Origin of the sequence: Paludisphaera soli, from assembly GCF_011064595.1 — a bacterium.
Classification (GTDB): domain Bacteria; phylum Planctomycetota; class Planctomycetia; order Isosphaerales; family Isosphaeraceae; genus Paludisphaera; species Paludisphaera soli.
This window is the reverse complement of the sequence record NZ_JAALJI010000003.1, coordinates 226,045-247,687: the sequence shown is the minus strand read 5'-3', so window position 1 is coordinate 247,687 and position 21,643 is coordinate 226,045. Positions and strand designations below refer to the sequence as shown.

General features: G+C 69.3%; 8 protein-coding genes. 1 reads left to right on the top strand and 7 read right to left on the bottom strand.

The features are described 5' to 3' along the window. Positions 1–328 precede the first annotated feature (328 nt). Entirely contained in the window at positions 329–11,305 is a 10,977-nt protein-coding gene (locus G6O68_RS06135) for an Ig-like domain-containing protein (RefSeq protein WP_165245920.1), read from the top strand. Between the two features lie 141 nt (positions 11,306–11,446). On the opposite strand, the gene G6O68_RS06130 is transcribed toward G6O68_RS06135, so the two are convergent. The 7 genes from G6O68_RS06130 to G6O68_RS06100 all read right to left on the bottom strand — a co-directional run bounded on the left by G6O68_RS06130 (position 11,447) and on the right by G6O68_RS06100 (position 21,642). Further along, positions 11,447–12,769, bottom strand: a complete 1,323-nt coding sequence (locus tag G6O68_RS06130) for a type II secretion system F family protein (RefSeq protein ID WP_165245918.1) — start codon at positions 12,767–12,769, stop codon at positions 11,447–11,449. Between the two features lie 41 nt (positions 12,770–12,810). Then, positions 12,811–14,271 (bottom strand): aminomethyl-transferring glycine dehydrogenase subunit GcvPB, encoded by a 1,461-nt coding sequence (gcvPB, locus tag G6O68_RS06125; protein WP_165245916.1) that lies wholly within the window; start codon positions 14,269–14,271, stop codon positions 12,811–12,813. A gap of 54 nt (positions 14,272–14,325) precedes the next feature. Next, complete coding sequence (gcvPA, locus tag G6O68_RS06120; RefSeq protein WP_165245914.1) at positions 14,326–15,678, bottom strand: aminomethyl-transferring glycine dehydrogenase subunit GcvPA; 1,353 nt, start codon at positions 15,676–15,678, stop codon at positions 14,326–14,328. A 52-nt stretch (positions 15,679–15,730) separates the two neighbouring features. Continuing rightward, complete coding sequence (gene gcvH / locus G6O68_RS06115; RefSeq protein WP_165245912.1) at positions 15,731–16,117, bottom strand: glycine cleavage system protein GcvH; 387 nt, start codon at positions 16,115–16,117, stop codon at positions 15,731–15,733. 76 nt (positions 16,118–16,193) lie between these two features. Further along, positions 16,194–17,309, bottom strand: a complete 1,116-nt coding sequence (gene gcvT, locus G6O68_RS06110) for a glycine cleavage system aminomethyltransferase GcvT (protein ID WP_165245910.1) — start codon at positions 17,307–17,309, stop codon at positions 16,194–16,196. A 122-nt stretch (positions 17,310–17,431) separates the two neighbouring features. Next, positions 17,432–21,406, bottom strand: coding sequence for an FtsK/SpoIIIE domain-containing protein (locus tag G6O68_RS06105; RefSeq protein ID WP_165245908.1), 3,975 nt, complete (start codon positions 21,404–21,406; stop codon positions 17,432–17,434). Further along, on the bottom strand, positions 21,403–21,642 hold the full coding sequence (locus tag G6O68_RS06100; RefSeq protein WP_165245906.1) for a hypothetical protein: 240 nt from the start codon (positions 21,640–21,642) through the stop codon (positions 21,403–21,405). The genes G6O68_RS06105 and G6O68_RS06100 overlap by 4 nt, the downstream gene beginning before the upstream one ends. Position 21,643 lies beyond the last annotated feature (1 nt).

The window sequence follows — 21,643 nt, the reverse complement described above, 5'->3', positions numbered from 1 at the left end:
GTAGGCGCACCGGTCGCGCGGCGAAGGCCCTGAGGGGGGCCGGACGCCGGGGCGCCGGGCCTGGGCCGGGATTGTGACGGTCGAGGGAGCCGCCCCGAGCGGCTCCCGATGGACGCGAAATCGAGAGCGAGCGGCCTCGCGAGAGGGCGGTCGCGATGGCCGCGCGGCCGGCGGGCGAGGGGCGAGGGGTATCCTCGCCGACGCCGGGACCGCGAGTTCGGATTGGGTCACCTTGACGGGGGAGAGCCCGAGTGGGGCGAGTCGACGCGGTGGAACGCGTCGGTCGACCCGGGCCGGGACTTTCAACGCAAACCGGGGGAGTCTGTCGATGGGGAGCTTCAAGCTGGGTGGTGGTGACAAGGGGCCCGATCGGCGTCGCGACAAGAAGCAGGCCAAGCGACAGGGCCTCCCCAAGCTGGAGTGGCTCGAAGGCCGCATCCTGATGGCGAGCGATCCCCTCCAGGGCGGCAACCCGATCTGGAACGCCCGATCGGCGAACATCGCGGACGTCCAGAACGGCCCCATGGCCCCGCTGGGCGGGCAGCTGATCAACCTGTACCAGAAGCAGCAGTCCGGGCTCAGCTCGAACGCCCTGGCCGCCGCCTTCCCCGCCCTTCAGATCCGCAACGGCTCGGTGATGATCGGCCTGACGACCTGGGGCGACCTGAACGCCCTGCGGTCCACGGCCGTCAACCTGGGCATGCAGGTCACGTCGTCCAGCGCGACCTACGGCATGATCAACGGCTGGATGCCTATCAGCCAGCTATACACCGTTTCGCAGCTCCCCAGCCTCGTCAGCGGCCGGCCGATCTACAAGCCGGAGACCGCTTTCGAGGGGCTCGCCAACAACCAGGCGCAGCAGTCGACGTTCTCGGACGTCGCCGCGGCGCAGTACGGCGTCACCGGGGCGGGGGTGACGGTGGGCGTCCTGAGCGACAGCTTCGACTCGCTGGGCGGCTACCAGACCGACATCAACACGGGCGACCTTCCGGCCGGCATCCGCGTCCTCTCGGACCTCCCCGCGGGGCAGGGCTCGGATGAAGGCCGGGCGATGCTGCAGAACATCTACGACATCGCCCCCGGGGCGAGCCTGCAGTTCGCGACCGCGTTCATCGACGACCTGAATTACGCGCAGAACATCGTCGCCCTCGCCGACGCCGGCTCGGACATCATCGTCGACGACGTGGGCTATGCCAACGAGCCCTTCTTCCAGGACGGCATCATCGCCCAGTCCGTCACCGCGGTGACGAACCGGGGCGTACCCTATTTCGCGGCGGCCCGCAACTCGGCCGACAACGGCTATCTGTCGACCTTCCGCGGCGTCCAGGGGACCATCCCGGCGATCAACGGCGGCAATGCCACCCGGTTCATGAACTTCAACGGCGGGGGTGGGGCCGCCGCCACCCAGCTGCCGATCACGACCAACTCGGCCAACGCCTCGATCATCTTCCAGTTCGATCAGCCGTTCGCCACCCAGCAGCCGGTCGGCTCGGGCAACACGGTCACGTCGCACCTCAACATCTACGTCCTGGACTCCACCGGCGCCATCGTCGCCCAGGGCAACGACGACAACACGGCCACCCAGCAGCCGTTCCAGTTCGTCACCGTCCCCAACGCCGGCAGCTACACCGTCGTCATCCAGGTCGTGAGCGGGTCCGACCCCGGCCACGTCCAGATGGTGGAGTGGGGCGGCGACATCAACTTCTCCCAGCAGTTCGGCACCGCGGGCGGGACCTACTACGCGACCAGCGCCGGCCACTCGACGGCCGTCGACACGATCGGGGTCGGCGCCACGCCCTGGTGGGCGCCCTCGCCGTTCCTCAACCAGAACCCGCTGGCCAACGAGCCGTTCAGCTCCTTCGGGCCGTCGATCTACGTCCGCGACGCCAGAGGCAACCCGCTGGCGACGCCGGTGATCCCCCAGAACCCGGTGATCACCGCGCCCGACGGCGGCAACACGACGTTCTTCGGCTTCGTCATGCAGACGAATAACCCGCCGTACCCGGGCAACCCGGCCACGACGACGAACCTCTCGCAGGATCTGCCGAGCTTCTTCGGCACCTCTTCGGCCGCCCCGAACGCCGCGGCCGTCGCCGCGTTGATGCTCCAGAAGGCGCCGAACTCGACCCCCGCCGAGATCCGCAGCGGCCTGATCGCTTCGGCGCAGCCGATGAACGGCCAGGGGGCCGGCACCTGGAACCCGCAGTCGGGCTACGGCCTGATCAACGCCCCCGCGGCGATCGCCGCGGTCGACGTCCTGACGGTGGCCTCGACGACCCCGGCGAACAGCACGGTGGTCACGACCATCCCCAATTACATCGTCGTGACCTTCAGCAAGCCGGTCCGGGCCTCGAGCCTGTCGGCCGGCAACATCCAGTTCATCAACAGGCCCAACGGCGTCACCACGTCGATCGGCACCCCGATCCCGCTGGACGATCCGACCAATCCGACGATGGTCGCGTATCCCTACTCGTTCACCTACGACAAGGCGGTCGCCTCGACGGCGAACGGCGTCTACACCTACGTCGTCGCCGGCCCGGTGACCTCGACCGACGGCCGCGTGCTGGAGCAGTCGGGCCTGATCTCGTTCCGGCTCCAGGACGTGACCTCGCCGACCGTCGCGGCGACCAGTACGCTCGGCCGCCAGGTGACGGTCCAGTTCTCGAAGCCGATGGACCCGTCGACGATCACCAAGAACAACATCCTCGTCGCCCGTCGCAACGGCGCCACCGCCTGGAACGGGCCGGGCGTCATCAACCTGGGCCTCGACCCCCGGGTCACGATCAGCTACAACGCGGCGACCAACACGGCCACGCTGGACTTCTCCGCCCTCCCCCAGACGGCGCTGCCGTCGGATCGCTACGCCATCGTGGTGATGAACGGGCCGAACGGCGTGAGGGACGCCGTCGGCAACCAGCTCGACGGCGAGTTCAGCGGGTCGTTCCCGTCGGGCAACGGCACCGCGGGCGGGAACTTCCTCCAGGACCTGGGCGTCCTGCTGGTGCAGGCCCCGGTCATCACCTCGTTCGCGCTCGACCCGACCGCCGCCAACGACACGGGGATCAGCTCCGACTCCAACACCCGGAACTCGCGGCCTCGGTTCATCGGCCAGGTGTACAACACGTTCCCCGGGACGGTCGCGAACCTCAACTATTACGTCCAGTTCAACTCGCTGAACGGCGGCAACATCGACCTCAGCGTAGGGGCCAACGGCCGCGGGTTCGCGGGCGGCTTCAACGTGCAGGGCTTGACCGACGCCAACGGCACCTTCACGTTCACCGCGCCGATCGCCCTCCCCGAGGGCTTCCAGCGGGCCCGGGTCGTGGTCGTGGGCCAGAGCGATCAGCCGCCGCTCCCCGGCCTGTCCTCGTCCCTTGACCGTTCGTTCCGGGTCGACCTGACCGCGCCCTCGGTCACCGGGGCGGCCCAGCTCGATCAGTCGCCGTTCCCGTTCTTCGTCTCCGACCTGCCCGGGCTCTCGCTGTACGTCCAGGACGTCTCCGCCCAGGCTGCTCCTTACCTGGCGACGCCGCGGAACGTGGTTTTCCCGGCCCTCGACCCGTCCTCGGCCGTGAACCTGAGCAACTACCAGCTCCAGGTCGTGCTCGACAACGGGACGGTGCTGGACGTCAGCCAGTTCATCACCCGGGCGACCTACGTCGACCGGGCCCCGACGTATGACGCCTCGGGCAACTTCATCGGCACCTACCAGGGCCGGATCGACCTCTCACTGGCCCCCGGCCTGCCGGCGGGCACCTACCGGCTCCGGGCGTTCAGCCAGGGGACCACGGACGGCGTCTACCGGAGCGGCCTGCTCGACGCCGCCGGCAACCCGCTGCGGAACGCCGGCGACAACACGCCGAACTACGCCCTGTACTTCCGCCTCCAGCGGGCGCCGGCATACATCACCAACATGGCGATGACCGACACCGCCAACCAGAACAACTACAACTCGGTCGGCGGGCCCGGGGCCTACTTCGACGTTTCCGGGACGCGTGCCCAGGCCCCGCCCACGGCCTGGATGTTCGACTTTTCCAACCCGCTGCCTCTCAGGAACGGCAACGGGCAGGCGATCGACTACTCCGACCTGATCCGCCTGGTCCGGTCCGCCGACCAGATCGGCTCGCCGGCCGACGGCAACTTCGGCAACCTCGGCCAGAGCGGCCTGGCCGACACCGGCTCGGGCTTCACCCGCGTCGCCGGCACGATGGTCGCCCTCTATTGGCAGAATCCGGGCACCGGCAACTGGCAGATGGCCGACGCCAGCCACCCCAGCGGCACCCGCCTGGTGATGGTCGCCCCGGGGGGCCTGGCGACGCCCGACTACTACCGCGTCTACATCCCCAACCAGGTCGACTCCCTCGGTAACGACACCCGGATCTTCGACATCTACCGGAACCAGCTCGACGGCGAATTCCTGGGCAACCCGACCAGCACGATCAGCACCCAGTTCCACCCGTTCACGTCCGACCCGACCCGCCAGTTCCCCGGCGACCGCTCGATCTACAACTACGAGACCCTGCTCTCCACCGGCTACGCCAGCCCGGCCCCGATCAGCCGGATGACCGGCGACGGCGAGGGCGGCGGCGCCTTCATGACGGGCTTCGTGGTCGCGGCGTCCAGCAACATCCTTTACACCCGCCCCGACTACCAGGAAGATCCGCTCGACTCGTCCACCACGCCCGACGGCAGCCTGGCCCGGCCCTACTCGACGCTCGCCCCCGAAGGCGACCCGCTCACCTCGCCGGCCAACCCGTTCCGCAACCCGAACGGGGGGCTCAACGACTCCTCGAACTTCCTGTCGGGCTTCGACCCGAACTACGACCGCAACGGCAACGGCCGGTTCGACCGGTCGGTGCTCTACGCGGCCCAGCAGCTCGCCTACAACGGGCCCGTGGTGATCGTCGCCATCCCCGGCACGCCCCAGCGGAATCCGGTCTCGGGCGTCGTCACCCAGCAGCCGTTCGTGCTCCAGGCCCCGGCCGGGCCGAACTCCTACAACGACGCCAGCGCGTCCGTGCCGTTCAACACCACCCTGGTGTTCACGCCGGGGACGACCCTCAAGTCCCAGAACGCGTCGCTCTTCGTCCAGAACCAGGGCTCGGCGCTCCAGATCCAGGGCAACTCGGTCGCCTCGCAGCAGGTCAACTTCACGTCCTACAACGACGCTTCGATCGGCGGCCAGACCAACGGCAACCCCAACACCACCCCGCGGGCCGGCGACTGGGGCGGCGTGGTCTTCCGCAACTACAACCAGCGTGTCGGGACCCGCGCCAACGACGCCCGCTTCCCGGTCGACGGCGTCCTCCTCGGGGTCGGCACGACGAGCGCATCCGCCGCCCGCCCGGCGATCGGCGGGGCCGACGAGCTGATGTCGCGGATCAACTACGCCGTCCTCCGCTACGGCGGCGGCTCGGTTCCGCGCAGCTCCGGCACGACGTACAGCGGCCTCACCCTGTACAACACCCGGCCGTCGATCACCAACACCCGCGTCACCGACACCGGCACGTCCGGCGGCACGCAAGGGGCCATCGGGGCCGACATGGACTCGTTCCTGCAGGATGACGTCGCGGCCCGCGGGCCGGTCGTCCGGCGGGCCACGGTCCAGAACAACAGCCTCAACGGCATCTGGATGCTCGCCCAGAACAACGGCTTCATCCAGCCGACCGACGCGACCCGCGTCCCGACGGGCGGGGGTCAGGTCACTCCGGCGAGCTACGCCCTGTTCCAGCCGCTGCCGCTGATCGTGCTGGCCCAGCTCATCGTCGGCCAGCAGTTCCAGGTCAACTCGGGCGGCAGCACCCGTTTCGTCGGCGACCGCCTGTACGTCGACTCGGGCTCGATGCTCCGGTTCGGCCAGAACTCGTCGCTGAGCGTGATCAACCCCGCCTCCAGCCTGAACGTCGGATCCCGGGACTACATCCGGAAGTTCGACCTCGACCCGAACTACAGCCCCGAGAGCGCGAACTTCAAGGCCCTGAGCGCCAACGACCCGCAGGTGCTCTTCACCTCGCTGTTCGACAACACGGCGACGACCACCCTGGTCCCCACGCCGATCAACGTGACCGGGAATACCACCCCGGTGACGCTCGGCCCCGCGATGTGGGGAAGCGTCGGCATCCAGAGCGGCGCCCGCGCGGTGGTCAACGCGGCCACCTTCCGATACGGCGGCGGCGCCGTGAACACGCCGAACATCACGCTCCCCACGCAGTCGGTGCTGTCCTTCATCATCGACCAGACGAACTTCTCGGTGCCGTTCCAGTTCGGGTCGGGTTCCCGGGTCTACGTCACGAACAACAACTTCTACAACAACTTCGACGCGGCGATGCAGGTGGAGGCCGACGGCCTGCTGGCGGGCGATCCGCTCCGCCCGCTGCTCTCGGGCCATCCGTTCCTCCGCGGCAACGTGATGCAGGGCAACGGCATCGACGGCCTGGCGGTCCTCGCGACGCGGGCGTACCTCTCGAACGCCTCGACGAACTACTCCGTCGTCGGGCCGATCGAGGCGAGCCTGCTCCCGGGCAGTTCGGGCAACCAGTTCTTCAATACGGTTTGGGACCTGACGGACATCACGTACGTCCTCCGCGGGACGATCGTGCTGGATTCCTTCCAGAACTCCCGGCCCAACGTCAGCGATACCCAGTTCGTCACGCCGCCGCCCCCGCGCTCCTCCCTGACGATCCAGTCCGCGCTGCCGAACACGCTCCTGGCGGACGGCACGCGGATCGCCAGCCCGGGCGCCTCGGTGGTCGTCAAACTGCTGACCGAGAACAACGTCAACGGGGCCGGGAGCCTCGAGGGCTTCGGCTCGACCGGGGCTGCGGCCTCCCTGCAGGCCGGTGCCGGCTTCATCGCCGGCGTCGACGACGGTGCCGACCCCGACGCCAGCCCGCTCGTCGACCCGGGCGTCTGGACGCAGCTCCGGATCCTCGGCATCCCGGGCAACCAGAGCACCGGGCAGCAGCGCGTGCCCGTCATCGTCACGTCGCTCCGCGACACCACGGTCGGCACGTCGGCCCGAGGGGTGGTGAACAACACCATCCTCAACAGCTATCCGGTCGGACCCTTCGGGCGGTACCAGGGCCAGAGCCTGACGACGCCGCAGCCCGGCGACGGCGGCTACATCTACATCGGCGGCAACTCGTCGACCACGTACAACCTGACCGACCCGCGTCAGGGGAGCCTGATCGACAACGCCGACCTCCGGTACATGACCCGGATCGAGGTCCAGGGAGGCGGCATCGTCGACGCCGGCCCGGGTGCCCCGAACCAGGTCAAGTCCGGGTACGTCCAGACCGCGCCGGGCGTCTTCGACCCCTCGGTCCAGCTGAACGCCCGCATGGCCCTGCGGATCTCGGGGACTCGCATCGACTCGTTCGCGGACGCTGCGGTGTTCGCCCATCCGGCCTCGGCGAACGCGATCGTCGGCGGCGTCCGCTCCGACTTCCGCGGCCAGGGCGTGACGCTCTACCTCTACAACAACACGATCTCGAACACGCCCGTCGGCGTCCGGGTCAACGCCGAGACCGTCAACAACGACGCCAGCCCCTCGCCGATGATGCTGGTGTTGCTGAACAACACGTTCTACAACACCCAGACGGCGGTCGCGACCGTCGCCCCGACGTTCAACGGCCAGAACTCGCTGTCGCACGTCTACACGATGGCGATGAACAACATCTTCGTCAATTCGAGCGACACGGCGGTCAACCTGCTGGGCATGCAGTGGAACAGCCAGCTGCAGAACAACCTGTTCTTCGGCAACGTCCAGAACGTCCTCTCGACGAACGCGAACGGCGGCTTCGGCGGGAACGTCAGCCCCCGGTTCGGCGATCCGCGGTTCGTCGACGCGGCCAACCGCAACTTCGCCCTGAGTGCGGGGTCGGCGGCGATCGACGCCGGCCGCAGCGAGATCGGCCCCAACCCGGCCGGCAACGCGGTCTACCCGACCGTCACGCCGCCGGCGAACGGCCTCTCCTACGGCCCCCGGACCGACCCGGGGACGCTCACCGGCAACCAGCAGGCAGGCGCCTCGAACGTGTCCGGTGGATTCGGCAACATCTTCGACACCCGCCAGATCCTGACCCTCCCCGGCTCGGGCGCCTACAGCTTCCCCGACCTCTACGTGCCGACCCTGGTCCTCCCCGCCGGGGCGACGAACGGGCCTTCTTTCGTCCCGGGCTCGCTGCAGTACGAGGCGCTCCGCGGCCAGTTCCTGGGCCGTCGCGACCTGCTCGGGTTCATCCGGGCTGACGAGCCGACGACGCCGGACGCCGGCACGGGCAGCGACCCGTTCACGGACATCGGAGCCTATGAGTACGTCAACCTCTTCCCGCCCCAGGTGACGGCGGTCACCGCGATCTACGCCGCCGCCGCGGGGGTCTGGGAGACCCGCAACTTCTACTCGGTCGGCGGGACCGCCGGGTCGAACCGGACGCCCGACTACGTCCAGTTCAACTTCAGCAGCCCCATCGACCCGAACACCGTCAACGCCGACACGGTGCGCCTCCAGGCCCTGGGTGTGACGAGCAACAACGTCGCGGGGACGTTCATCAGCCTCGCCGGCCTGCTCAGCTACAACGTCCAGGGCCGCTTCATCCGGGTCAGCCTCGCGGCCGCCGGCATCAACCTCGGGACCGACGCCTATCGCTTCGTGCTGGTCGGCGACGGCTCCAACGTCCTGGCGAACCCGGAAGGGATCACGCTCGACGGCGAGAACCTGACCAACAACAACAACCCGGCCACCGGCGTCCAGCGCCCGCTCCCCTCGGGCGACGGCTACCCCGGCGGCGACTTCTTCAGCAGCTTCATCATCAACACGGTGCCTTCGGGGCTGGCCCCCGGGAGCTTCCAGCTGGCCGCGGCCAGCGACAGCAACATCGTCGGCGACCGGGTCACCAACGTCGTGAACCCGACCTTCACCGGCACCATCACCAACCCCAACACCGCCCTGGTCCCGCTCGGCGGCCAGACCGCCATCGTGGACATCGGCGTCGTCGCCCTGGCCGGCAACGGCAACACGACGACCTACTGGAGCGCCGCCACCGCCCCGGCGAACCTGGCCGCGTTCATCCGTCCCAACGCCGGGACCGCGCTGACCCAGGCCAACGGGTCGTTCGCGGTCACGGTGGGCCAGGACGGCGCCCGCACCGGCTTCGTGCCGACGACCGCCGGGCTGCTCTCCTCGCCGTACAACGTCGGGTCGAGCGGCAACCTGATCCCGATCCCGGGCACGGTCGGCGGCTACTACGTGGCCCGAGTCCGGATCGTCGACCAGAGCGGGAACATCTCCAACAACACGCTGCCCGGCGCCCAGACGACCCTCGTGGTCGACAACGCCCAGCCGACCTCGGCCGGGACGCCGCTCGTCGTCACCATCGACTCGCCGACCAACGGCTCGGTCGTGTCGAACCCGTCGGCGAACTTCGGGTTCCAGCTGTCTGCCAACAAGAACCTGGACCTGACGCGCCTCACGGCCTCGCAGATCCAGCTCGTGCGGGCCGGGGCGGACGGCACGTTCGCCAACGGGACGACGATCACGATCGACCCCGCGAGCATCCAGGTCCTCTTCCTCGACTCGGCGGCCCAGGGCGGCGGCGGCGGCAAGGGCCGCGAACGCATCACCTTCCGGCCCTCCACGACCCTGACCAACGGCCTCTACCAGCTGACCATCCTGGGGACGGGCGCCAACGGCGTCCGCGACATCGCCGGCAACCTGCCGGGGGCGGACGTGGTCTCTCAGTTCGCGGTCTTCAGCCCCTCGACCGCCACGAGCGTCTTCGTGGGCGCCGGGTACGCGACGGATCCGACCGCGACGATCGGCACTCGTGCCAACCCCTACGCCACCATCTCCGAAGCGGTCCTCGCGGCGGGCTTCGGCGACCGGGTGGCGGTCCTGCCCGGACTCTACACAGAGTCCGTGATCATGAGGAATCAGGTCAGCCTGGTCTCGGCCGGCGTCTCCAGCACCGACGCCTCGCTGGTGCGGGGGAACGCCCTCACGACGATCATCCGGCCCCCCGCCGCGACCAACGCGATGAGCGTGGTCGCCGACGGCCTCACGGCCTATCTCGACCCCACCACCGGGGCGGCCCTGCAGACCGAACTCGCCGGGTTCACGATCGCCTCGTCGCTCCTCGGCGACCCGGCCTTCGGGTCCCAGAACCTGAACTCGGTCGGCCTGCTCCTCACCAACTCGACCATGCTCGTCGACCGGAACTACTTCATCAATTCCGGCATCGGCGTGCTGGCCCAGACCTCGTCCTCCGGCCCGGGGGCCTCGACGTTCGCCAACAACGGGTTCATCGGCAACACGACCGGCGTCTACCTGAACGACCTGGGCGGCACGCCGACCACCTCGACCCACTCCCTGATCAACAATACGTTCGCCTTCAACACCTACGGCCTCTGGGCCCAGAACAGCGGCTCGACGGGTTCGAATCAGGCGAACCTGTCGAACAACATCTTCTGGCAGAACCACGACCAGACTGCCAGCCGCAACGGCCTCGGGGTGTACTCGGCGACGCCGAACCACCTCATCCTCAACAACAACATGTTCTCCGGCAACGGCCAGAGCGACAGCCTGCACTGGTGGGCCGCCTACAACGTCGGGAACGGCTTCGACCTGACGAAACTCGGGCCGAACGCCTCCAACGCCGCCGCGAACCTGGGCAACTTCACGGGATGGCCGGCGTTCATCTCGCCGATCGACCCCCGCCCCGGGTCGGACGGCCCGGCGACCTTCTACCTGAGCGCCGACTTCGGCCTCGCGGCCAACTCGGCCGCCATCAACAACGCCCTGGCGTCGATCGCCGTGCAGACCGACTTCCTCGGCAACTTCCAGAACGTCAACCCCACGACCCGCGGGCTCAAGCTCCCCGGGTTCGGCCCCCGCGACGTCGGAGCCTTCGAGTACATCCCGACCGGCACCACGACGCCCACAACCCCGACCACGCCGACCACGCCCCCCCGGACCTCGCCCCCTCGGACGACTCCGGTCGGCGTCTCCACCAGCGTGGCGCCGGCGACCGCCCCCGCGACGGCCGTCGAGACCCCGGCGACCCCGGTGACCCCGATCGTCGCCCCGGCCCCGACCACCCCCGAGCCGGCCCCCGCGCCGACCCCGGTGGCCGTCAACAGCCGGGCCGCCGCCCGGGCGGCCGCCGCCGCCAAGATGGCCGCCCAGCGGGCCGCTCGCCAGGCCAGCGTCCGCCAGCCGGTCGTCCGCGTGCAGCCGGGCGCCGAGCTGGCCGGGCCCCGGCTCGCGACCCTGCGGCGGACCCCGCCCCGGTTCGCCGCCGGTAACTGAGCCGTCGCGACGACCCTGAGCGAAACCACGACCCGGGAGGTCGGATCGTCAGATCCGACCTCCCGGGTTCGTTTCGAACTCGGGTTGAATTCGGGAGGCCGGACCGAGAGGTCCGGCCCCAAGCGTTCTTGCTTGGATCGGTCAGCCGCCGGCCAGCGACGTGATGAGCTGGATGTAGGGCAGGAAGACCGCCAGGATGATGAAGAGGACGAACCCGGCGATGATGATCACGAGCAGGGGCTGGATCAGGTGGCCGAGGTTCTTGACCATGAAGGCCACCTGTTCCTCGTACTCGTCGGCGAGGTGGGCCAGCGTCTCGGGAAGCTTGCCCGTCTCCTCGCCCGACTCCAGGATCGCGATCACGTCCGGGCCGAACTGCCGGGTGGGTGCCAGGGCCGCGCTCAGCTCGCGGCCCTGCATGACCGGGAGCCTCGTCGACTCGACGGCGTTCCGCATGGGCGTCATGGCCAGGGCCTGGGCCGTCAGCTCGATCGAGCCGCCGATGTCCACTCCGGCGTCGAGCAGGCTGGCGAGGGTCCGGGCGAACCGGCTTACGTCGAGCTTCCGGAGGATCGAACCGAACACCGGGATCCGCAGGAGGATCCGGTCGAGGATGTTCTTCCCCACCGAGGTCTTGTACCACTGGACGAGACCGAAAGGCACGCCGAAGAGGGCCAGGGGCAGGATCCACCAGCCGCCCGAGGAGATGAACCCGCTGAACGCCATGAGCCCCCGGCTGGCCCAGGGGAGTTGGGACTTCTTGCTAATGTCGGCCAGCAGCGAGGCGAACATCGGCAGGATGAAGATCGCCATCAAGCAGGCGACCGCCGAGGCTAGGAACAGGACGATCGCCGGGTAGATCATCGCCGAGCGCGCCTGGCGGATCAGGCGTTGGCGGGATTCGAAGCTCTTGCTGAGCATCCGGAGCGTCTCGGGGACGCCGCCCCGGGCCTCGCCCACGCGGATCATGCTCTGGAAGATCGAGCCGAACACGGCCTTCTCGGGCGCGGTGGCTTCCTCAAGGGTTGAGCCGGCCCTGATCCGGCCCCGCATCCGCTCAAGCACCGGCCCGAGCCCCGTGCCCTGGAATTGACGGCCGAGGCTCGACAAGGCGCGGTCGTAGTCGACGCCGGCGTTAAGATAGGAGGCGAACTGGCGGCAGAACTGGGAGAGCTGGCCTGAGCTGACCCTGCCGAAGAGGATGCGTTCGTACCACTTGGGACCGGGCTCGACGGCCTCGATCCGGCTGGTCGGATCGCCCGACTTCCGGGCGCTCTGGGACGAGCCCGGCCGGACCGGATCGAGATCGCCGCCGGGGCTGGGCCGGAAGACGGATTCTCCATAACCGGCGCGGGGCGGGTGCTCGGGGGGCTTGCGGGGCGGTCGGCCCCCCGGGTCCGCGTCGCGTCGCGCTCGGGGCTTTCTCGGCTGGTTCGGATCGAGGTCGTCCGGGTCGTGACTCATGGAGAGGCTCCGCGATCCGAGGCTCGACGGGGCCGGCCGGATCAGGGCGTCCAGCGCAGGACGGGCGTCTTGGCGGCCTTGACCTCGTCGAGCCGGCTGACCGGCGTGGTGAAAGGGGCGTCGTGCAGCGAATCGGCGTCTTCCGCGGCGATCGCACGGAGGGCCGCGGCGAAGGCTTCGAGCGTGTCGCGGCTCTCGGTCTCGGTCGGCTCGATCATCAGGGCTTCCGACACGATCAGCGGGAAGTACACCGTGGGCGCGTGGAAATTGTAATCGATCAGGCGCTTGCCGACGTCCATCGCCCGGATACCTCGATCTTTCGCCAGCGTCCGGCAGGACGCGACGAACTCGTGCATGCAGCGCGGCCCGCATGGGACGGGATAGACGTCGCGGACGAGGCTCAGCAGGTAGTTGGCGTTGAGGACCGCATGCTGCGCCACCCGCTTCAGGCCGTCGGGCCCCTGGCTGCGGATGTAACAGTACGCGCGGAAGAGGACGCCCGTGTTGCCGAAGAAGGCCCGGACCCGGCCAATCGACAGCGGGCGGTCCTCGTCCAGGAAGTAGGTGCCGTCCTCGCGGCGGCCGACCATCGGCGAGGGGAGATAAGGGGCGAGCTTGGCGCGGACGGCGATCGGGCCGGCGCCGGGGCCGCCGCCGCCGTGCGGGCCGGAGAAGGTCTTGTGCGGGTTGTAGTGCATCAGGTCGACCCCCATGTCGCCGGGGCGGACGACGCCGAGGATCGCGTTCATGTTCGCGCCGTCCAGGTAGAGCAGGGCGCCGCGCTCGTGGAGCAGCCCGGCGATCTCGCCGATCTGGGGGTCGAACAGCCCCACGGTGTTCGGGTTCGTGATCATGAAGACGGCGACGTCGTCGCTGAGCTTGGACTTGAAGTCCTCGATGTCGACGAGGCCGCGGGAGTCGCTCTTGACGGTGACGGTTTCGAAGCCGGCCAGGTGGGCAGAGGCCGGATTCGTGCCGTGGGCGCTGTCGGGGATCAGGACCTGCGTCCGCTTCCGATCCGGCTCCTGATCGCGGAAGTAGGCGGCGGCGACGAACAGGGCGGTCAGCTCGCCCTGGGCGCCGGCGGCGGGCTGGAGGCTCACCGCGTCGAGCCCGGCGATCTCGGCCAGGTCGTTTTGAAGTTCGTGGAGGATCGCCAGCATCCCCTGGAGCGTCGAGTCGTCCTGGTAGGGATGCTGGGCCCCCAGTCCGGGGAGCGCCGCAAGCCGCTCGTTCCGCTTGGGGTTGTACTTCATCGTGCACGATCCGAGCGGGTAGAAATTCCCGTCGATCGACATGTTGAGAGACGAGAGGTTCGTGTAGTGACGGACCACGTCCAGCTCGCTCAGCTCGGGGAGCGGGACGGCCGATTTCTGGAGATGCTCGGCGGGGATCAGCGAATCCAGCGGGACGACGGGCACGTCGCACGGCGGCAGGATCGCGGTGCTCCGGCCGGGTCGACTCGCTTCGAACAGCAGCGGGGGTTGGTCGAGTTTATACATGAAAATTCTTGCGATTGAGGTGTCGTTCGCTGCGACGTCGGCGGCCCCCGGCTCTCAGGACGCGGCGAGCGCGTCCCGGTAGGCGTCGGCGAGGCCGTCGATCTCGTCCTTCGTCCGCTTCTCGGTCACGGCGACCAGGATGTGGTCGGCCAGTTCGGGATACCAGCGACCCAGGCCTACGCCGCCGTGGAAGCCGGCGGCGCCGACCTTCTCCAGCACGGCTCTCGGGTCCTTGTCGCAGCGGATCGCGAACTCCTTGAAGAACGGCCCGGGGAAGGCGAGCGAGAGGCCGTCCACCTTCGCGAGAGCCTCGGCCGCGTAGTGGGCCTTGCGAGTGCTCAGCTCGGCGGCCTCGCGCAGCCCGCGCGGGCCCATGGCCGCGAGATAGATGCTCGAACGCAGGGCCAGCAGACCCTGGTTGGTGCAGATGTTCGAGGTCGCCTTCTCGCGGCGGATGTGCTGCTCACGGGTCTGGAGCGTCAGCACCCACGATCGCTTGCCGTTGCGGTCGGCCGTCTGGCCGACGATCCGCCCGGGCAGCTTGCGGAGGTAATCCTGGCGGCAGGCGAGGATGCCGAGATAGGGGCCGCCGAACGACATCGGGTTCCCCAGGCCCTGGCCCTCCGCCACGACCACGTCCGCGCCGTAGGCGTCGGGACGCCGGAGAACCCCGAGCGAGATCGGGTCGACGCTGACGATCGCGGTCGCGCCGTGCGCGTGGGCGGCGTCGACCAGCGCGGCGACGTCTTCGAGGCGGCCGAAGAAGTTCGGGTGCTGGATGACGACGGCCGCCGTATCGGGGGTGATCGCCGCCGCGAACGCACTCGGGTCGACTCCGCCGTTCTGGGGCGGGACCGTGACGACCTCGGAGTCCAGGTGCGTCAGGTAGGTCTCCAGGATCTTCCGATACTCGGGATGCACGGTCCCGGCGACCACCACCCGCCCCGCGCGACGGTTGGTCGCCAGGGCCATCAGGACGGCCTCGGTCACGGCCGAGCCGCCGTCGTAGAGGCTTGCGTTCGAGACGTCCATGCCCGTCAGTTGGGTCATGAGCGTCTGGTACTCGAACGTCGCCTGGAGCGTGCCCTGGCTGGCCTCGGCCTGGTAGGGGGTGTAAGCCGTGTAGAACTCCCCGCGCGAGGCGAGGCTGTCGACGACGGCCGGGATGAAATGGTCGTAGCTGCCGGCCCCGAGGAAGCAGACGCGGCGGTCGGCGCCCTCGTTGCGGGCGAGCAACGCCCCGACCCGGCGGGTCAGGTCGAATTCCGTCAGGGCGGGGGGGATCCGGAGGTCGCGGTCGAGCCGGTATTCCGGCGGGATCATGTCGAAGAGTTGATCGAGCGAGTCCAGCCCGATCGCGCCCAGCATGACGCGCACGTCGTCGGGCGTGTTAGCGATGTAAGCCATGTTGCTCCCAGCTTGATGAACGCGTCGCGGCCGGATCCTCGGCGGGTCGCGTTCAGTGATCGTCCGAGGCGATCTTCGTCTCGTACGCGGTGTGATCCATCAACTTCTCGGCGTCGGCGGGGTCGTCGACCTTGATCTTGACCAGCCAGCCCTTGGCGTAGGGGTCTTCGGAGAGGATCTGCACGTCGTCGGCCAGGGCCTGGTTGACCTCGACCACCTCGCCGCTCACCGGCGCGTAGAGGTCGTTGACCGACTTGACGCTCTCGACTTCGCCGAAGCTCTTACCGGCCGTCAGGCGGTCGCCCACCTTGGGGAGCTCGATCGTCAACAGGTCGGTGAGCTGATCGACGGCGAACTTCGAGAGGCCCACGACGGCGGTGCCGCCCTCGACGTCGACCCATTCGTGGGTGGGGGAGTAGCGGAGCTTCTTGGGGTCCATGTCTCGGGGTCCTTGCGGCTTCGGGGAACGCCTGCGATGAGAAGGGGAAGGCGGCGACGCGGCCGGCCTCGCCGGATCAGGTCTGGGACTGCGGCCGGGGACGCTTGTAGAAAGGCAGGGGGACCACCTCGGCCGGCTCGGGCTTGCCGCGGACGTCGACGACGACCTTCTTGCCCGGCGCGGCGAACTCGGGGTCGATGAGGGCCATCGCCAGGCTCGCCTGGAGGGTGGGGGCGAACGTCCCGGACGTCACCAGTCCCAGGGAGCGGTCATCCGAGGTCACCGACGATCCCTGGCGGGCGATCCGCTTGCCTTCCAGCTTCAGGCCGACGCGGGTCGAGCCCGGGCTTTGCGCCTGCTGGCGGAGGGCCTCGGCACCCACGAAGTCCCCCTTGTCGAGCTTCACGGCCCAGCCCACGCCGGCGGCGAACGGGCTCGTGGTGTCGGTCAGTTCGTGCCCGTACAAGGGCATGGCGGCTTCGAACCGCAGCGTGTCCCTCGCACCCAGCCCGCAGGGGACGACGCCGAACGGGGCCCCCGCGTCCATCAGCCCGATCCAGACCTTCGCGGCGTCGGCGGCGGGGACGATCAGCTCGAAACCGTCCTCGCCCGTATAGCCGGTCCGGCTGACCAGGGCCGCGACGCCGTCGAGCAACTTGGCCTCGGTCGCGTGATAATACTTGAGGCCGTCAAACGTCACGGAAGAGATCGCCTGGACCGTCGCGGCGGCCGACGGCCCCTGCACGGCGATCATGGCCGTGTCGGCGGTCCTGTCGGAGAGCGCGGCCTTGAAGCCCTCGCGGTGCTCCTGGAACTGGGCGACCACCCGCTCACGGTTGGACGCGTTGCAAACGACGTAGTAACCCTTGGCGAGCCGGTAGACCAGGATGTCGTCGATGAGCCCGCCGAGGTCGTTGGCCAGCAGGCTGTACTGGATCCGCCCCGCTTCGAGCTTGGCGGCGTCGTTGGTGGCGACCAGGTTGATCCAGTCGAGCGCCTTGGCCCCATCGAACGCCAGGCGTCCCATGTGGCTGACGTCGAACAGGCCGACGCCGCGCCGGACGGCCTGGTGCTCCTCCACGATGCTCGTGTACTGGACGGGCATGGACCAGCCCGCGAAGTCGACCATCCGGCCGCCGTTGGCCTGGTGCCAGTCGAACAGGGGGGTCTTCAACGCGGTCGGGTCGGCCATCAACGACGCTCCGGGCGTAAGCCCCAGACTCATGACATCACATCGGAGCGGTGGATTGTATCCGGCCCGCCCGGGAACGACAACCGAACCGGTGCCGACAGACCTTCCCGAACCGGACGAAATCAGCGACCTCGCGCGTGCAGGCGATCGTGAATGCGGCCGAGGAAATCGGCCTCGATCGGGCGATAGGGGCGGAACTTCTCGATGCGATTGTGCTCCTCGCTGGAGAAGAGCGCCCGGTTGGTGCCGAGCCTGGCGGCGGAGGTGTTGTCCAGGAGGTGGCCGGAGTCGGTCGGGCTCATCTGGAAGAGGACGCGCATGCCGAACTCGCGGAGCTGCTGGAGCGAGACGCATCGGTTCAGGTTGTTCACGGTGTCGCACCACGCGACGAGATGGACTCCGTAGCCCGGACCTTCGCGGAGGATCAGGTCGATCTGGTCGGCCGGGGTCGCCTCCTCGCGCTCGCCGAAATGGAAGTCGTCCTCGCGGCGGCGCAGGTCCCGGAACCTCGGCAGGTCGTGGATGAGGAGGAACAGCTCCGGGCCGTCGGCGGCGTCGGGCGTGCGGCGGCGCTCGAGCTCGCCGGTGATCTCGGCCACGAACGCCGAGGCTTCCCGCCAGCCGCCGAATCGGACGTCGTGGGGGAGCGCGTCGGCGGCCTTTCGGAGCGTCTCGACGTGCTCCGAATCCTCGGGGGTGCCGTCCAGCACCCAGAAGCGAGCGCCCTCGCGAACCGATTCCTCGCGAGCCGGCGGGTATTGCAGGCCCAGGCTCAGGAGCGTCGAGGCGATCACGCCGAGCGCGGCCTCCTCGTTCTGACCGACGATCAGCAGGTGATTCCCCCCCTGGCGTCGGAACAGGGCGGCTGTCGGCTCCTTGATCGCGACCGGATCGCCGAGCCAGGCCTGCGACGACCGCGGGGACTCGGGCCAGGCGGCCTGCTCCAGTCGTTCGAGCAGCAGGGGGTTGTTCGCGAAATCGGCCTGGGCGTCCCCTTCGAAGACGATCGGCGCGCGCTCGACCCGGCCGCGGCTTTCGCTCAGTCGGCGGATCCGATCCAGGTAGTCTTCGCGACGATCCTCGCCGAGCCAGACGACCTGGAAGACGTGGTTCCCCTCGGGGGCGCCGTTGGCGTCGTTGTAGATCGCCTCGCCCGGCCGCGAGAGCGCCTTGGCCGCGGGGTTGTTCTCGGAGAGGATCAGGTGCGAGTCCACGTCGCTGCACTGGAGGGCGATCCGCACGGCCATCTGGCCGAGGGTGCTGCGCGCCAGCGTGAACGCCCCGCCGAGGCTCTGCGAGCCCAGGATCGCGTGGATGCCGAAGGCCCGACCCTGGCGGACCAGCCGGTCGAGCAGCCCGGCGGCCTCCTGAGCCAGCTTGTCCTCCTCGACGAAGAACTCCTGGAACTCGTCGACGATCAGGAGGATCCGGGGCAGGGGGGGTGATCCCGGCACGCCCCGGAAGCCCTGGACGTCTTGCACCCCCGCCGCCCGGAAGCGATCGGCCCGGATCTTCAGCTCGGCGTCGAGCCGGTTCAGCACGCTGACGCCGAACTCGCGCTCGCTCTCGATCGCGACGACGCTGGCGTGCGGGAGGCCGTGGGACGCGTAGACCTTGAACTCGACGCCCTTCTTGAAGTCGATCAGGTACATGTCGATCTCGTCCGGGCTGTACGCCAGGGCGAGATTCACGATCATCGCGTGCATCAAGGTCGACTTGCCCGAGCCCGTGCGGCCGGCGATCAGGACGTGCTGCGACGTCCCCTTCCCGAGCGCCAGGTGCTGACGCTTCGAGGCCGCCGCCTTGCCCAGGGGCACGTCGACCCCGGCCCGGCTGTCGCGCGTCCACCAGGATTCCGGCGCGGGCGCGATGAACTCGAAGGGGACCTCGACCCGCTTAGCGGCCCTGGCCGCCTCGCCGATGCGCTGGATCAGCCGGGTGGCGGTCTCGCCAACCGGCGGGGCGTCGGGGAGGAACGGGTATCCGCCCAGTTCCGGGTCGTCCCAGGCCAGGGCGCCGTCCTTCCAGAAGAGACGCGTGCAGTAAGGCCGGAGGTCGGCGGTCCGGCAGCCCGACGGAAACTCGCGGCCTTCGTCGACTGCGATAAGGGTCAGCACCCCGCACGGGGGGCCGCCGGCCACGATCGAGGCCAGTCGAGACGCGGCCTTCTCGTCGAACTTGGTCGGGTAGTCGACCACGACGAGGACGCGGTAGGGTTCGGCCACCTCGCCAGCGGCGGCGTTGTACTCCTCGATCGTGGCGTACTCGTTGCGGAGGTACTTCTGGGTCACCAGCTCCATGTGGGCTTCCAGGTCGGCCAGGCGCTCCTCGATCTGGCGGGCGTCGGTCCACACCTGATTGTTCACCAGGGCCTCGTCGTAGTCGGCGAGGTGCATGAACGCCCCGAAGCCGCGACCGAGGCCAATCGGGTCGACGATGGTGAAGCGGACCATGCCCGGCGGCAGCCCGGCGAGCAGGCGGAGCATGGCCGCCTGGACCGCCGTCGAGGCGGCGGCCCTCCCTTCCGCGGGGGTCTCGACCAGCAGATTGGCGGAACCGGGAAACGGGCGGAGGGCCGGAAGTCGGAACGCTTCCGGGAGCCCTTCTCGGTGGTCCCGACGGTTCGGCAGGCCCCCCGGCAAGGCGGCGAGGTCGAGCGCGACGGTCCCGAACCGTAGCGCCGGGGGGATTGCGCGGTGGAGAGGGCGATCGGCCCAGTCGGGGTCCTCCCACGACAGGCCGAATCCCTCGGCCCGGCGGGCGACCTCGTCGAGCACGGCGGCGGCGGCGGAGACGGACGCGCGCCATCGCGAGGCGACGGCCCTGACGTCGCTCTCGTGGACTGCGCGGGCCTGGGCCTTGGCCGTCGCGTACCCTTCCTCCAACTGGATAGCCCCCGCCTCGGCCTTGGCCTTCAGGTCGGCGGCCTTCCGCGCGTGGGTCTCGGCCGCCTCCCTGGAACGGCGTTCGCGCTCCTCGGCGTTCTCGCGGAGCTTCCGCGCGTAGACCTCGTTGATCTGGCGGAGGCGTTCGTCGCGGTCGGCCTCCCCCTGGGCAATGGTCAGGGTGTGGACCTCTTTCGCCCGCTCCAGGTCCTTGTCCCGGCGGGCGGCGAGGGTCCTGAGCGACTCCTGAAACCGGCCGTCGATTCGGGATTTGCAGTGGTCCCCGAGCGCCGCCGCGGCGGACGACGACTGCATTAAGGGCACGTAGAGCCGTTCCAACTGCTCCTTGGCGAGCGCCGCGAGCTTCATGCGCAGCGCCAGCCCGAGCGCCAGGCCGACTCCGGCCAGGATGAGGGCGACGGTGAAGTCGGCGCCGAGCGCCAGGCCGATCCCGCCGCCGAGCAGGGCGGTCGATACGTAGACCCAGGCCTCGTTGGCGCCCTTCAGAGTGCGGGGGATGATCAGGCGTTCGAGGAGCTTGAGCGGCGGACCCATCCGCGAGAGTCGCTCGAACAGCTCGTCGCCGGGCTCGGCGAACTTGTCGAAGGATTCGCGGGCGGGCGGGGGAGGCTCGGGATCGAGCCCGAATTTGCGGAAGTCCACGGCGACGACCGCGAGCCGTTCGCGATAGGAATCCAGGATCGCTGCCGCGTCCTGGAGGGGCTTGGCGGCGGCCGCGTGTTCCTGGGCCGCGACCTTCTGACCGGCGTCGTGGCCCCCCATCGCATCGGATTTGTCGCGAGCCAGCTTCGATTTCGCGGTCTGGCGCAGGGCGTCGAACTCGGCGGCGATCCGGCGGCTCCCCATCGCGAACTCGTTCTTGGCCCGAGCCTCGCCCGCCGAAGCCGCCTCGGCGACCTCTCGCAGGCGACGTTCGTCCGCGGCGGTCTCGTCCTTCTCGAGCTGGGCCACGCGGCGAGTCAGGGCTTCCTTCTTGACCTTGTAGTCCAGCTCCAATTCGGATTCGCGAGTCTTCCGACCCTCTTCCACCCTCGCCTCGGCCTCGGCCCTTTCGGCGACCGCGACGACGAGCGAGCGGATCGCCTCGCGTTGGGCGAGCAAGGGATCGGTCGGCGTGGCCTCGGTCGGTCGGATCTCTTGAGGGCTGGACGCAGGCGAGCCCTGGACGAGCGGGGAGGGAGGGTGGGTCACGTGAGTTCGCTCCGATCCGAGCAGTCGCGTCGGACTTGGTCCAGGACTTCCGCGAGCTTCTGGAGGCCGATGACGGCCGAGTCGACCGCGGGGACGAGGGGCGCGAGGTGGCGCTCCTCAAAGCGGCGGCGGACGACGTCGCCCCAGGTCGCCTCGGTGAGCATCCAGCGCTCGTTGAGGATGCGGATCGTCTGCTTCAACCGGGTCGAGCCGGCGAGGATCTTCGCGTTCGCCACC

What these genes read in the sequence shown, in the direction of transcription:
- G6O68_RS06135 (WP_165245920.1), top strand. Translation starts at nt 329, where the DNA reads ATGGGGAGCTTCAAGCTGGGTGGTGGTGACAAGGGGCCCGATCGGCGT.
- G6O68_RS06130 (WP_165245918.1), bottom strand. Translation starts at nt 12,769, where the DNA reads ATGAGTCACGACCCGGACGACCTCGATCCGAACCAGCCGAGAAAGCCC.
- gcvPB (WP_165245916.1), bottom strand. Translation starts at nt 14,271, where the DNA reads ATGTATAAACTCGACCAACCCCCGCTGCTGTTCGAAGCGAGTCGACCC.
- gcvPA (WP_165245914.1), bottom strand. Translation starts at nt 15,678, where the DNA reads ATGGCTTACATCGCTAACACGCCCGACGACGTGCGCGTCATGCTGGGC.
- gcvH (WP_165245912.1), bottom strand. Translation starts at nt 16,117, where the DNA reads ATGGACCCCAAGAAGCTCCGCTACTCCCCCACCCACGAATGGGTCGAC.
- gcvT (WP_165245910.1), bottom strand. Translation starts at nt 17,309, where the DNA reads ATGGCCGACCCGACCGCGTTGAAGACCCCCCTGTTCGACTGGCACCAG.